We start from the raw sequence: 14,342 nt of genomic DNA, 5'->3' as shown, positions 1-14,342 counted from the left end.
CTGCTCGGGCAAGCGTTTAAAGGCTAGCGCATTGGGCCTCCGCAAGGCTGCCGCTCGTCGGCGACAACTCCTGGCCGAAAGCTGCACGTTGCGAGGGACTGAAAACGACCCTGGCAGCCAGTCATTTGGCGCCTGCAATAGGTGATTGATACAAAATCCAGAATGGCGAAGTGACGGTCATTCGGGGGGCAGGGCGGAGCGTTCGATTTCGCCTTGCAGCAATGCCAGTGCCCGATCGAAGTCGAAGCGCTCAAGCTGCTGCGCTACCCGGCTCAGACGCCTGGCCAATGCATCATCGAGGGACAGGCGCCGTAACTCTTCAAGCGCCTCGATGGCGGCGGTGTCACTCTCGGCCAATAATTGCCTGAGCCGGGTGAGCCGGCCACTGACTTCCGCCTCGTGCTGCGGCGGCTGCGCCCCTGAAGCCGTTTTTTCCTCGGGCAAAAGCGCCAGCGCGCTCAAAACGGGTATCAAACACCGACTGACCTCGGTCAAGTGAGCTTGCACGCCATCGCTCGGCTCGCCAGCCCGGCACGCTTGTTCCAGCTGGGCTGCAGCCTGTGCCAGCGCCCTGGCGCCGATGTTCCCCGCGTTACCACGCAACGTGTGAGCCATTCGAACAGCCGCCGTCGGATCGGCATCGGTGATTGCCGTTTTGAACTGTTCGACGAAGTTCTTCTGGGTCTCATGGAATGTGCGCAACAGTCGCAAGTAAAGGGCAGTCTTGCCCGAGCAGGCAGCCAGCCCGGCGACCTGATCGATACCTGCAAGCTCGGTGGGCAACTGTCCTGATGTCTCGGCAACGCTCGTCTCCCGCGCCCGGCCGCCACGCCCGGGGCGTGGCTTGATCCACCTGGCCAGCGTGGCGAACATGCTGTCTATATCCAATGGCTTGGACAGGTGGTCATTCATGCCGCAGGCCAGGGCGCGTTCGCGGTCCCCGGTCATGGCGTCGGCGGTCATGGCGATGATCGGCAATGCCGCGAAGTTCGATTGCTGGCGAATCCTGCGGGTCGCGGTATAGCCGTCCATCACCGGCATCTGGCAGTCCATCAGCACACCGTCGAAATCGTCGTCCCGGGCCAACCAGTCGAGTGCCTGTTGGCCATCGAATGCCAGCTCGAGCTCGATGCCTGCCTCTTGCAACAAGTCGCACGCCAGCTCCCTGTTCAGTTCGTTGTCCTCCACCAGCAGCAGGCGCGCACCCTTCAGGCGTGCCACGTTGTCAGCGCTCTGCTCGGTGCGCTCATGGGCGCGGGTAGCGGTTTGGGGCACTTTGCCGAACACTGTGCCTATGGCTTCGAGCAAGGTGGACGGCGTGACCGGCTTGGTCAGCACCACCGGCAGATGTACGTCCTGGTGCCTGGCCTGTTCAAGTAACTCCTCGCGATCCAGGGCGGTGACCATGATGACTGACGGTGTGCGTGCCAGGTTGGCGGAGCGCATCTGGCGGACCGTCTCCACCCCATCCATGCCCGGCATCCGCCAGTCCATCAGGACCAGGTCGAACGGCAACGAATCTTTCTCGGCCTGTGCCAGCATGCGCAGGGCCATGCGACCACTTTCGGCGACGTCCACTTCGACACCGAAACTGTGCGCCATGCCCGAAAGAATTTCCCGGGCACTGGCGTTGTCATCGACCACCAGCACGCGGATGCCCAGCAGCTCATCGGCGGTGAACATGCGCCGCGCAGTCGCCGCTGCCTGCAGGCCCAGACTTACGCAAAAGTGAAACGTCGAACCGCTGCCCAGTGTACTTTCGACCCAGATGCGGCCTCCCATCATCTCCACCAGACGCTTGGAAATCGCCAGGCCCAGGCCGGTCCCTCCATACTTGCGAGTGGTGGAACTATCGGCCTGGATGAAAGACTGAAAAATTCTCCGGCATTGCTCTTCGCTCATGCCGATGCCCGTGTCGCGCACCCAGAAATGCAGCTCGACCTTGCCCTCGTCACTCCCGACGCGTTCGATGCCCAGCACGATTTCACCCTGTTCGGTGAACTTCGTCGCGTTGTTGCCCAGGTTGGCCAGGACCTGGCCCAGCCGCAGCGGGTCGCCAATCAGTGCAGTCGGCAGATCGGCTACCGTGCTGTAGAGCAGTTCCAGGCCTTTATCCTCGGCTCTCAGGCCCACCACGTTGGTGAAATTCTCCAGCACGTCTTCCAGGCGGAACGGAATAAGCTCCAGGTCCATCCTGCCGGCTTCGATCTTGGAGAAATCGAGGATGTCGTTGATGATCCCCAGCAGGTTCTCCGCCGAGCGATGCACCTTCACAATGTAGTTGCGTTGCCGGTTATCGAGGTCGGTGCGCAGCGCCAGGTGACTCATGCCGATAATGGCATTCATCGGCGTGCGGATTTCATGGCTCATGTTGGCGAGGAATTCGCTCTTGGCCCGTGTCGCCTCTTCGGCGATCTCCCGGGCGTGCTGCACTTGCGCCTCGGCGGCCTTGCGGTCGGTGATGTCGTAATACCAACTGGCGCTGATGTTGCGCTCACCGAGTGTCAGGGGGACGGCCGAGAGCAAGACCTCGAAACGCTTTCCTCCATCGCGCTGCAGGCTGGCCTCGAAGTTTAAAACCGCGCCCTTGGCGGCTGCGGCCAGGAAACGGTCGTGTGCCTGTGCGTCGCACCAGAAGTGACTTTCTTCGATCTCGCCAAGTTGCTCGCGGCTGACGCCGAACAGACCCTCCAGCTCCGGGTTGCAGTAACTCAGGCGGCCATCATCGCCACGGATCAGCATGGCCACCGGACTGCTGTCCAGTACCGCACGCAACTGCGTTTCGCTGGATTTGAGCGCCGCTTGCATCTGCCGCCGCTCGCTGACATCGCGAACCGAGGCGCAGATACAGGTGCCACGCCCCTCCAGAAGCGGCAAGTGCGACAGGCCGATCTCCACGGCAAACAGGCTGCCATCCTTGCGAAGGCCCTTGAGGTCGTCCATGTTCGCGCCCATCTGCCGGGTGTTGCCATGGGCGATGAAGCCATTGCGCAACGCCACATGCCGACCGCGCGCCGCATCAGGCACCAGCCGCTCGATGGTCTCGCCCACCAACTCACCTGTGGCATAACCGAACAGCGTGTCCAGCTGCGGGTTGGTGATCAGGATTTCGCCCTCGGCATTGATGACGATCATGCCGTCCGGTGCCGCCTCGAGGATCGCGCGGTACCAGGCCTTGGTGGCACGCAAGGCAGTCTGTTGTGCCTCCAGCTCCTTCGATTGCAGCTCCAGGCGCAAGGCCTGCTGACCCATTTCATCGGCCTGGCGCCGGGTCTCGCTCAGCAAGGATTGCACAGCCAGATGACGCTCCATCACCGCCATGGCTCCGGCCAAGCGTGGCATGGCCTCCTGCAACAGCGACTGTTCACGGGCCCCCAGCGCTTGATGACCCGCCAGTTCGAGCACGCCGAGCAGACGCTCACCACGCAAAACCGGCTGCACCAGCAGATAGCTGGCCGGCACTTCACCCAATTGCGAATGCAACCGTCCGAGCGGCTGCGTCAACCCCTGCAATTCGCGGGGCGCACGATCCAGCGCGCATTGTCCTAGAAGGCCGGCTCCCAGAGCCACCGTCGGCGCCGGCGGGTAATCGGGATCGGTCGCGTAACCGCCAATCAATTGCAGGCTTTCATCCTGCTCTTGCACGCTATAGAGCACGCCTCGGCAGATGCCGAGCATGCTCGCCATATGCCGCAAAAAGACCTGGGCAAGTTCCCGTGGCGTTTCCGCTTGTGGCAAGTCGGCCTGGAGTTGCTCCGTTTGTGCCTTGACCCAGCGTTGGCGTTCCAATTGTTGCGACTCGGTCTGCAGCGTCGCGATGGCACGCGCCAGATCACCGGTTTCATTTTGCAGGTCGGTATGGGGAATCGTCCCGTCCAGTCGGCCGGCGGTCAGCTCGTCAACGGCGGCGCGAACCCGGTAAAGGGGCAGGCGAATCGAACGGCTGATCAACCAGCCCATCAACCACGCCAGTGCCAGGCCGCCCAGCAGCAATTGATAAGTGAGCCGGGTGCTGCGCCCGGCAAAGTCTGCGATCTGTTTGGCCGTGTCATGAATGGAGGCCTGTTTGATTCGCGCCATCTGCTTGAGCAAGTTGTCTCCTCGCTCATCCACCCCCTGGAACCCGACGCTATTGATCATCCGCAAGGCTTGCGCTTGATCCCCTGCACTGGCCAGCTCCAGTGCTGCCTCACCGTCGTGCAGCAAACGCTTCAACAAAACTTCGAACGTGGCGAATCGCTCCTGGTTTTCCTCGCGCCAGAGGGTCGGTTGTGTTTGCAGCAGCGCCTCTTGAAGATGTTGTCGAGCCTCGCGAAATTGCTCGACGCCCTTGCTACGATCCTCTGCGTTGTTGCCGCCGACGGCATGCTGCAATCCCTGCATGAGATGCGACATCTGCACCCGTGCTTCCTGCAAGGGTTCAATACCTGCTAACTCATGCTGGTACAGCCTCTGCATATCCGCTTTCAACAAATCCTGGGTACGCAGGCTCTGCACGCCGAGCACCAGAACCAGCGCCCCTAACGTCGCGAAGCCGAGAATCAGCTTGATACGAAGAGGCAGGCGTTCAAGTTGAGCGAGTACTCGGGTCATGGCAATTCCCGTTGATGAAAAACCGGCGCGTTGACCGTTCAGGGTTTCTGGAGAGTGCGTTGCAGGTCGATCAGCATGGCCATGTCCTGGTCGCTATCCGCAAAGCGCTCGGCAATGAGATGGAATTGCTCGGCGTTGGCAAGGAAGGCATCACAGACGTCTGGGTCGAAGTGGCTAGCGCGCCCCTGCCGAATGATCTCCACGGCCTGTTCGTGCGGCATTCCCGCCTTGTACACACGACGACTGATCAGCGCGTCATAGACATCCGCCACCGCCATCAATCGGGCACTCATCGGGATTTCTTCGCCAACCAGTCCCTGCGGGTAGCCGCTGCCATCCCACTTTTCCTGGTGGCTGTAGGCGATTTCCTTGGCCATGCGCAGAAAGTCCACCGAAAGGCCCAACTGATCCTCGGCACGCTGGATGGCATCGCGCCCCAGAGTGGTGTGGGTTTTCATGATTTCAAATTCTTCCGGGGTGAAGCGCCCCGGTTTAAGCAGGATGTGATCAGGAATACCGATCTTGCCGATATCGTGCAGCGGTGCCGACCTGAACAGCTGGCGGATGCTGTCATCGTTCAGGAACGGGTTGAAACGCGGATGATCGCGCAGCAGTTCAGCCAGCAGCCTGACGTAGTGTTGGGTACGACGGATGTGGTTGCCCGTCTCGTTGTCGCGGGTCTCGGCCAGCGAAGCCATGGCCTGGATAGTGACATCCTGAATGGCTACCACTTCACGGGTGCGGCGTTGGACTTCCTGCTCGAGAAAATCGTTCTGATCGCGAAGGAAGTCAGCCGCGGCCTTGATCTTCAGTTGGGTCTGCACCCGGGCCAGGACCAATGGCGGACTGATCGGCTTGGTGATGTAGTCGACCGCGCCCAGCTCCAGGCCCTGGATTTCGTTTTCCAATGACGCCAGGGCAGTGAGAAAAATGATTGGAATCTGGCGGGTGCGCGGATCTTGCTGCAGTTGCCGGGCCACGTCATGACCCGACAACCCCGGCATCATGATGTCGAGCAGGATCAGGTCCGGCAGCGGATTACTTTGTAGCACGCGCAACGCCGCTTCGCCGCTGTTGGCGGCCTTGACCCGATACCTGTCCTTGAGCAGGTCGGTCATCAGCATCAAGTTGTCTGGCGTGTCATCGACCACCAGAACGGTGGCTGCAGGATAAACATCCTGTTCAATACCCATGTCTTTTGGCTCCGCTGCCCTATGAAGGACCGCGCAAAGTCCCTCCATTGCAGACAAGCGTAGCTCTATTCATCGCAATTGCTGATGGAGAATCAAGGCCGCTCAAAAGTCGCCCTCGGACAACACGGAATTGCGAAACCCCGGTGAACGATTCAGCCAATCTGTTGCATCAACCGGTTGAATCCACAGCCGATAGCGACCGGTGATCGTGAAAGTTCGTTTGAGCCATTTTCCACCCGGCGTATTACCTATTGCGGGTTATGTGCCTTACGCTACTAGCGATGGTTGCGATAGCGTTCGGTCAAGGACTGCACGAGGGTGACGTAGGATTGCGTCTCGGCGTAGGGAGGCACCCCGTTGTACTCGACCACGGACGCTTCGCCGGCGTTGTAGCCTGCCAACGCCAGCACCTGGTTGCCGTTGAAACGCTTGAGCAGCCAGGCCAGGTAGCGCACGCCGCCACGAATGTTCTGTCGTGCGTCGAACGGATCGTCCACGGCGAAACGCGCGGCGGTGGCGGGCATCAACTGCATCAGCCCCTGGGCGCCGGCTTCGGAAATGGCGTAGGGGCGAAACGCCGATTCGGCATGTATCACGGCGCGGACCAGCGCCCGATCGACACCATATAGACCTGAAGCGGCTTCGATCTCCCGCCGATAGGATTGGGTGTCCAGGCGCAGTGAGGCGACCTTGAAATCCTTCGGCGCCCTGCACAGGTAGCAGCCTTTGATGAAATAGAGATCAATGACATTGACCCGTGCGGAAATCCCGACGGGGCGCCGGCTCACATATTGACGAACACCCCTGTGGAGGAAGGTGAATACCCTAACCCGCACCGCGTCTGAGTTGTCGTCCCGCACAACCCGTGGCAGGGCCATTGCCTTGGCGCCGACACCGGCGCCCGCCATGCCATTGAGGCGAGTGCAGCGGGCGCTGGCGATGGCTTGGCTGCTGTAGCTGATGGCTCCGTCCCTGGCTTGGCACTTGTACATGGCGCTGGCGCACAGTGGAGCGACCAGCAAGGTCAGCTCGATGCAGCCAAGAAGGCTCTTGCGAGCCCATCGCCATGCTCTGCAACTCATCACATCGCTCCGCGCCGCAGACGCCGATCAGCCCAGGGGCGGCTGGCCCGGGCGCTGCCGTTGGAGGGCCTGTTCCGGGTGACCCGCCTTTTGATCTGATAGTTATACGCCTTGTAACCGGCCTTGGAACTTGCGTTGACGTACGGGCTGCTTGCAACCCATAGCGGCCTGTCACCACAAAGTAGATTGCGATCAGCCCCCGCGATAGGCCGTCATCAACCAGAGTCATATCACCGGGCATGAATACAATTTGTCCGATGGTGCTACCGATCATCGTCCGGTTGTGAACAACAGTGGCAATCAATCAGTGCGATCAAGCCCAGGTCGGGCTGTTTCGCTGCTCTGTTGCCACAGTTCGTTGATCGGAGAACAAGAAATGCTGTGTGCTCGACAATGCTTGCTACGCATTGCGTTGGTGGCTGTCCCGCTGTTTGGGGGGATGGCGTTGGCCAATGCGGCACCTCAACCGAATATCCTGGTGATCTTTGGCGACGATATCGGCGTCAGCAATATCAGCGCCTACAACCAGGGTTTGATGGGTTACGAGACGCCCAGCATCGACCGTATCGCCAGGGAGGGCACTCTGTTCACCCATGCCTACGGGGAGCAAACCTGCACTGCCGGGCGCGCTGCGTTCGTCCTCGGCGAACATCCGTTTCGCACCGGGCTGCTGACGGTCGGTATGCCAGGCTCGCCCCATGGTATTCCGGACTGGGCGCCGACCCTCGGCGATGCCATGAAGCAACAGGGCTATGCCACCGCACAGTTCGGCAAGAACCACCTTGGTGATCGCGACGAACACCTGCCGACCAAGCATGGTTTTGACGAATTTTTCGGCAATCTTTATCACATGAATGCCGAGGAAGAACCGGAAACCTACTACTACCCGAAGGACCCTGAGTTCCGGAAGAAATACGGCCCGCGCGGGGTGATCCACTCCTACGCCGACGGCAAGATCGAAGACACCGGACCACTGACCAGAAAGCGCATGGAGACCATCGACGATGAGTTTGTGCAGTCCGCCGAAAATTTCATGGATAAATCCCATGCGGCAAAAAAACCGTTTTTCGTCTGGTTCAACAGCACGCGAATGCACGTCTGGACTCACCTGAAGGAAGGTTCGGATGGCAGGACAGGGATCGGCCTTTATCCTGACGGCATGGTCGAACATGACGAACAGGTCGGCCAGTTGCTGAAGAAGCTCGACGATCTCGGTATCGCCGATAACACCATCGTGATCTACACCACCGACAACGGGTCCCAGAAGGCAACCTGGCCCGAATCAGGCAGCTCGCCGTTTCACGGCGAGAAAGGGTCATCGTTCGAGGGCGGCCATCGGGTACCGCTGCTGGTCAAGTGGCCGGGTGTCCTCAAGCCGGGCAGTCACAGCAACACGCTGATTGCGCATAACGACTGGATGCCAACCCTGGCCACTGCGGCGGGCCTGCCCAATCTTGCGGAGAGCCTGGCCAAGGGCATGACGCTCAATGGCAAACCATTCAGGGTGCATCTCGATGGTTATGACTTCTTGCCGTTCTTCAAAGGTGAAGTGAAGGAGAGCCCCCGTGAGGAGTACTTCTATTTCGGCATGGGCGGTGAGTTGAATGCACTGCGTTGGCGTGACTGGAAGGTGAGTTTCGCCAACGTCGAAGGCGGTGTCGCGTCAGGTTCGCGCAAGGTCAGCAACATGCCCATCATCACCAATCTGAAAGCTGATCCTTACGAAACGGCGCCCTACGAGTCACGCATGTATGCGCGCTGGATGGGGGATCAGGCCTGGCTGTTCGTGCCGGTACAGGACAAGGTGCAGAAGTTTCTCGCCACGCTGTCGCAGTATCCGTTCCAGGAAGGCGTCAATCTCAATCCTGCGAACATCAACTACCAGTCGCTCAAGGCAGCGAAGGTCATGCAGCAGGTGCAGCAGCTTAAACCGGCCCAGTAAATCTCATTTGCGGGCGGTTGATTCCGTCCGCTGTTTCGCCAAGCGACGAGCGCAAGACATGGCCCGACTGCAACTTGCATTTCCCGATGATCAGTATGTGTTCACCACGCAAATGACCGTCAGGGTCACCGACATCAACACAGCAAAACACCTGTCAAACCCTTTCAACGCTTCTAACGTGCAACGCGTGCGCGAGGTCACTAACCCACCCAGGATAACGATAGCAAGGTGCCCTTCGATTTCATCAGACGTTTACAGGCAGTACAACTCAAGGACTATCATCGGGGCTGCATGGTATGGACGATTCATTCTGGAGCAGGTTCGGGCTCGAACTGATTTTACGGACGTTCATCGTATTTTTGGGCTTTGCGATATACAGCGCACGAGACTTGCCGGTGCAGCAACAAAAACACATCGACGAAGGGTTTCGCAAAGCCCTTGGCACATAGGTGGTAGCTGCTGGAGGTAGCTACATTCATTCCACTTTCAGCGCGAGGATGAATCATGCGTATGTGGATAGGAGCGGCGACCAGGCCCATCAGCCAGTTCATGATGGCAACTGGTATCAGCCTTATCGCAATCGTAACCAATGTGCAGGCTCAAGCCACACCTCAAGCCACTCAAGAGATAAGGGGCTTGCTGGACTTTGTCGAGCATAGTGAATGTCAGTTTGTGCGTAACGGGGACGAATTCTCTGGTCCCCGGGCTCGGGCGCATCTGGAGAAGAAGCTGAATTATCTCGAAGGCAAGAATATGGTGAACAGCGCAGAAGACTTCATCGATCTTGCTGCCACTAGAAGCAGTATGAGTGGCCGAGCCTATGAGGTGCGATGTCCAGAAGGCGCACAACCGGCGGGCACCTGGCTGAAGAGGGAACTACGGAGGCAACGGCAGCTTCATTGATTTTTGCCGCTCCTGCGTGAACTTGGTTCGCCTGTTCGCCGAAGCGCTTTTTCCTACAACCGTTGACGGTTTCGCTGCTGTTTCACCTTATACATCTCGCGGTCTGCCAGTTTTGTGGCCTCGTCCACTGTCATGCTGCCCGGTATCACTGCCACGACCCCGACACTCGCGCCGGTATAGTGAATATCACCCAGTCCGTGGCCCAGTTCATATCGCCCTATCGTCGCTTTGGAAAGGCGATCCTGAAGTTGTTCGGCGGCGTCTTGCATGTCTTTTTCCAGGTTCGAGTGTTCGGATGGTGTGCCCAAGGCAATCACGATGAACTCATCACCTCCAGTACGTCCGATGATGTCGCTGGTTCTGAGGCCATGCTGCAATTGGGCGACCACACCGCGCAGTAGCTGGTCTCCTGCCAGGTGGCCGCGGGTATCGTTGATGAACTTGAAACCATCCAGATCGATGACCCCCATCAGGATGTACTTGTTCTCCCGCTGGGCCAGGGCGAACAGTCGCGCGGCATCGTTTAGAATGGCACGGCGGTTGGACAGGCCGGTCAGTGGATCTGTCAGGGCCAGCTTGGCCAACTCGGCGTTGGCAGCCTGGAGTCGCTCAACAAGCAGCCCACGCTCAAGGGAGTATCCCAGCAACCCTGAGAGCAGCAACAGCAAGGGTTCCGCTTCAGGGGAGCGGGCCACCTGATCCGAGCTGGCGGCACATACCGTCCCCAGCACTTGTCCATCCTGGGATGTGATGGGCGCGCTCACGTAAGTTCTGATGCCCAAGGCCGTAGCGGCCTCCGAGTCGCTCCAACATTCGGCAACGTTATCCGAGTACATTCGGTTCTCGTCCAGCGCCCGCTTGCACAGAGTATCTGTCCAAGGCACGACCAGCCCTTCAGGAATCACCATGTCACCGACGTTGCGTGCGAATTCGACACGCTGGACACCTTCGTCAGTATCAATGGTCGTCAGATAGGTCGACTCCATACCGGTTACCTTGCTGAGCAAAGCCAGCAAGGGACGCGTAAGCTGCTCCAGGGTCTTGGCTTTTGGGATGGTCTCGGAGAGAAGGGAAAGAATCTGATCCATTTGGACGTGCCGATAGTTAGGTGGTGTTTCAATTATCGACTAATCGGCAGATTACTGAACAGTGAAGGGCTTCACCAATCTGACAGAGACTGCCAGCGCGCTCACTCCTTGAGACGGACCTGAAATTTTCGCAGGCGCGCGATTTCCGCAAGTATTGATGGGCTGGTGCTCGCGAAAGAGACTGGATCACGGTGGCCTGATCCTGCCAGTCATACTCACTTCAGGCCACTCTGTAGTTGCGGTCGGATTGCTCTCGAGCGAACCAAGGAGCGACTGCTTCTGGCCCAGAGTGTGTAAAAACGAAAGCCGTCAAAGTCGGAAGCGAATAAATCAACATTGCTGCCACAGTTAGCTAGTAGTACCCAAGCGTTTGCAATGTTCTGGCAAGGTTTAGGACAGGTTGTAATTTTTCATCAAGTAACGTCCACCACTCGTGCTCAACCCATTCACCAGTCTCTATCTGGTGCATGGGTGGCATCCAATCTTTATGTCGATCGAAAACATCCGGGATGGCTCGCGCTAGGGCTGATAGTTCATTTTGGGTAAAACCCTCTTTTTGAAGCTCAACGGCCTTCGCCAACGCCAGACGATAATCTTCAACGTAAGTCATCGCTGGAGTGGAACTAGCGACCCGTATCAGTTCGGGCAGTGCTGACTCTAGTTCCTTAAGCTGACTCAATCTGTCCGCGTTCGTGTAACGGTATTCAGCCATTGTGATTCCCTACTATCTGTTGGCAAGCTCCATCAAGATGCTCTCTTGAACCTGCGCGACCACCTATAATTTCCTCGGAAATCATCGCAAGGATCGCCTATGAAGCGCTTTATTCAAGGTGAACATCGAGGCCAAAGTACTTTACTTCCCGAGAGCCTCGATGACTATGCCGGCGATACCAACCCGGTGCGCGTAGTCGACGTCTTCGTCGATGAACTCGACCTGTCAAACTGGGTTTTGAAGGCGTTATTCCAGCCGACACTGGCCGACCTGCTTACCACCCCACGATTTTGCTGAAGATCTATATCTACGGCTATCTCAACCGCATCCAGTCGAGCCGGCGCCTGGAACAAGAAGCCCAACGCAACGTCGAACTGATGTGGCTAACCGGGCGTTTGATGCCCGATTTCAAGACCATCGCCAACTTCCGAAAAGACAATAGCAAAGCCCTCCGAGGCGTCTGCCGCCAGTTTGTTGTGCTCTGTCAGCAGTTGGGATTGTTCGGAGAAAATCTGGTCGCCATCGATGGCAGCAAATTCAAGGCAGTCAACAATCGCGACCGTAATTTCACCAGCGCCAAACTGAAGCGGCGAATGGAAGAAATTGAATCGAGCATCAACCGTTACCTGGAAGCACTCGATACTGCCGATCGGCAAGAACCAAACTCCTCTGAGCCCAAGACTGCGCGGCTGGAAGAGAAAATCGCCAAGATGAAGGCGCAAATGAAAGAGCTTCAAACGATCGAAATCCAGCTCAACGAATCACCGGACAAACAGGTCTCACTGACCGATCCAGACGCCCGCTCCATGATGACGCGCGGTACGGGAATCGTCGGCTATAACGTGCAGACGGCGGTCGATACTCAACACCATTTGATCGTTGCGCATGAGGTCACCAACGTCGGTTCCGACCGCGATCAACTCATCTCGATGGCCAAGCAGGCCCGCGAGGCGATGGCTTCAGAAACACTATCGGTAGTGGCTGACCGAGGTTACTTCAAAAGCGAACAAATCTTGGCTTGTCACGATGCCGGCATCACTGCCTATGTGCCCAAGCCAATGACCTCGGGAGCAAAGGCTGGCGGGCGTTTCAATAACGATGTCTTCATCTATGACACGCCCAAAAACGAGTACATTTGTCCGGCTGGTGAGACACTCATTTGGCGCTACTCCAACGTTGAAAAAGGCCTGAAGTTGCACCGTTACTGGAGTTCGAACTGCCAGGGCTGTGCGTTGAAATCGCAATGCACACCGAGCACGGAACGACGAGTTCGACGCTGGGAGCATGAAGCTGTATTGGAGGAAATGCAGCTCCGGCTGAGCAACGTGCCGGAGATGATGCGAGTCCGAAAACGGACAGTTGAGCATCCCTTCGGGACGCTGAAACAATGGATGGGTGCGACGCACTTCCTGACCCGAAAGCTCGCCGGGGTGAGTGCGGAGATGAGCTTGAACGTGCTTGCCTACAACTTGAAACGGGTCATGAACAACATCGGTGCTAACCGTTTGATGAAGGCGCTGTCCTAAAAAGGCCAATTTTTGACCTTCCCAGAAGATATAAAAACAGCGTTGACGGGTTCTAGGTCGCGACTAATGCGAGCCGCGGCATTGACTGCGTAATCGCTCAGTCAACGAACGTCGATGATCGAAAGCGATAAGGTCATGAGCGTTTTTACACACTCTGGACCCAAAGCTGCCGGTCAGTATCGGCAGATTAGCCGATAGCTATACTTCGAGAAATTATAGATCCGGCTATAGGCGGTCATGTGGGTGGCTGCTTGGATATGCTTACCGATGAGTCGATTTGGTAATTATCTTGTTTGCCTGCATCTCAAACTTACGTTCTGTTGAAGAAACCAGCAGTCTGGGCAAAATCGACGAAACGCTTGTTCGCCAGGGAAAGGTATTCGTTCGCTCGCCAACATAACCTGAAGCTCATTGTCTGGGCTGGTTTGAACGGCACTCCAACGATCCCCGGCTCGCGTTCCTGTACTGAGCGCAGGAGCGTGGATATCCCCATTCCGTCGAACGTCGCTTTTGTCACAAGGGATACAAAGTTGCTTTGCAGTGCAATCCGATAGCTGATGCCAGAGGCCTTGCAGAAGGCATCGAGCAGATGGCGTTGAAGGAATGTCTGATCGAACACCACCATCTCTTCGCCTTGCAACTGATGGGCTTCGAGGTGAGGCTCAGTAGCCAGTGCATGATCCTCCCTCATGCACAACACCATCTCGTCGTTGCCAAGCAGCACCGATTCCCATGCGCTTCCCACTCGCCGAGATTCGAGCAACGCTACGTCGATTTCGCGATTTTCGAGGCGCTGGCTAATCGCGTCCGCGCTGCCTTCTATGACGGTCATCACGATTCCGGGGTACTCACGCCGAAAGGCGCTGAGCAGATCCGGGACATAGTTGATCCCGAACATCGGTGGTACGCCCAACTTTATTTCGCCACTGTGCAGTTGAGCCATGTCACGCAGTTCCTGGCGTGCCATGTCCAGCTCCAACAGCGCCAGTTCGACACGGCCCAGAAAGCATTGCCCTTCAGCCGTGACCGTAATTTGTCGTGGCGCACGGTTGAAAAGGATGACGTCCAACTCTTCCTCAAGGCGAGTCACGGCCATGCTCAATGCAGGCTGGGCGATATGAAGCGTGTGTGCCGCCTTGGTAAAGCTGCCTTGACGGGCTATTTCGACACAGCATCTGAGCGCTTTCAAATTCACTTCCGGGCACTCCATTTTCTGAGTTCGCATCACACTTTGTGATGAAACTGATCATAACAATATATTTCACATGATGAGTAAGCGTTCCTAGTATGGCGACACAGCATT

Annotated in this window: 8 protein-coding genes and 1 pseudogene; 3 read left to right on the top strand and 6 right to left on the bottom strand. The window is 57.6% G+C overall.

Features of this window, described 5'->3' with window-relative positions; translation table 11 throughout:
* Nucleotides 1-177 precede the first annotated feature (177 nt).
* The 3 genes from KW841_RS22720 to KW841_RS22710 all read right to left on the bottom strand — a co-directional run bounded on the left by KW841_RS22720 (nt 178) and on the right by KW841_RS22710 (nt 6,868).
* Nucleotides 178-4,593: a response regulator gene (locus KW841_RS22720; protein ID WP_218479851.1), complete on the bottom strand. Its 4,416-nt coding sequence runs from the start codon at nt 4,591-4,593 to the stop codon at nt 178-180.
* A gap of 38 nt (nt 4,594-4,631) precedes the next feature.
* Nucleotides 4,632-5,786, bottom strand: coding sequence for a two-component system response regulator (locus tag KW841_RS22715; protein ID WP_218479850.1), 1,155 nt, complete (start codon nt 5,784-5,786; stop codon nt 4,632-4,634).
* A 275-nt stretch (nt 5,787-6,061) separates the two neighbouring features.
* Nucleotides 6,062-6,868: a lytic transglycosylase domain-containing protein gene (locus KW841_RS22710; RefSeq protein ID WP_218479849.1), complete on the bottom strand. Its 807-nt coding sequence runs from the start codon at nt 6,866-6,868 to the stop codon at nt 6,062-6,064.
* Nucleotides 6,869-7,244: 376 nt separating this feature from the next.
* Here KW841_RS22710 and KW841_RS22705 point away from each other — a divergent pair, with 376 nt between their 5' ends.
* Together KW841_RS22705 and KW841_RS22700 are read left to right on the top strand one after the other, a co-directional pair.
* Nucleotides 7,245-8,810 (top strand): arylsulfatase, encoded by a 1,566-nt coding sequence (locus KW841_RS22705; protein WP_371319528.1) that lies wholly within the window; start codon nt 7,245-7,247, stop codon nt 8,808-8,810.
* Between the two features lie 504 nt (nt 8,811-9,314).
* On the top strand, nt 9,315-9,713 hold the full coding sequence (locus KW841_RS22700) for a DUF5329 domain-containing protein (protein ID WP_218479847.1): 399 nt from the start codon (nt 9,315-9,317) through the stop codon (nt 9,711-9,713).
* 53 nt (nt 9,714-9,766) lie between these two features.
* Here KW841_RS22700 and KW841_RS22695 read toward each other — a convergent pair whose 3' ends face one another.
* Both KW841_RS22695 and KW841_RS22690 read right to left on the bottom strand, forming a co-directional pair.
* Nucleotides 9,767-10,801, bottom strand: coding sequence for a sensor domain-containing diguanylate cyclase (locus KW841_RS22695; RefSeq protein WP_218479846.1), 1,035 nt, complete (start codon nt 10,799-10,801; stop codon nt 9,767-9,769).
* 352 nt (nt 10,802-11,153) lie between these two features.
* Entirely contained in the window at nt 11,154-11,513 is a 360-nt protein-coding gene (locus tag KW841_RS22690; RefSeq protein WP_032829424.1) for a hypothetical protein, read from the bottom strand.
* 99 nt (nt 11,514-11,612) lie between these two features.
* On the opposite strand from KW841_RS22690, the pseudogene KW841_RS22685 reads away from it, so the two are divergent.
* Nucleotides 11,613-13,039 (top strand): annotated as a pseudogene (locus KW841_RS22685) (IS1182 family transposase).
* A gap of 310 nt (nt 13,040-13,349) precedes the next feature.
* On the opposite strand, the gene KW841_RS22680 reads toward KW841_RS22685, so the two are convergent.
* A complete protein-coding gene (locus KW841_RS22680; protein ID WP_218479845.1) occupies nt 13,350-14,234 on the bottom strand; it encodes a LysR family transcriptional regulator in 885 nt (294 codons plus the stop codon).
* Between the last annotated feature and the right edge of the window lie 108 nt (nt 14,235-14,342).

The sequence above is a fragment of the Pseudomonas sp. PDM28 genome (assembly GCF_019219115.1).
GTDB lineage: Bacteria > Pseudomonadota > Gammaproteobacteria > Pseudomonadales > Pseudomonadaceae > Aquipseudomonas > Aquipseudomonas laurylsulfatiphila.
This window is presented reverse-complemented; position numbering and strand designations above follow the sequence as displayed.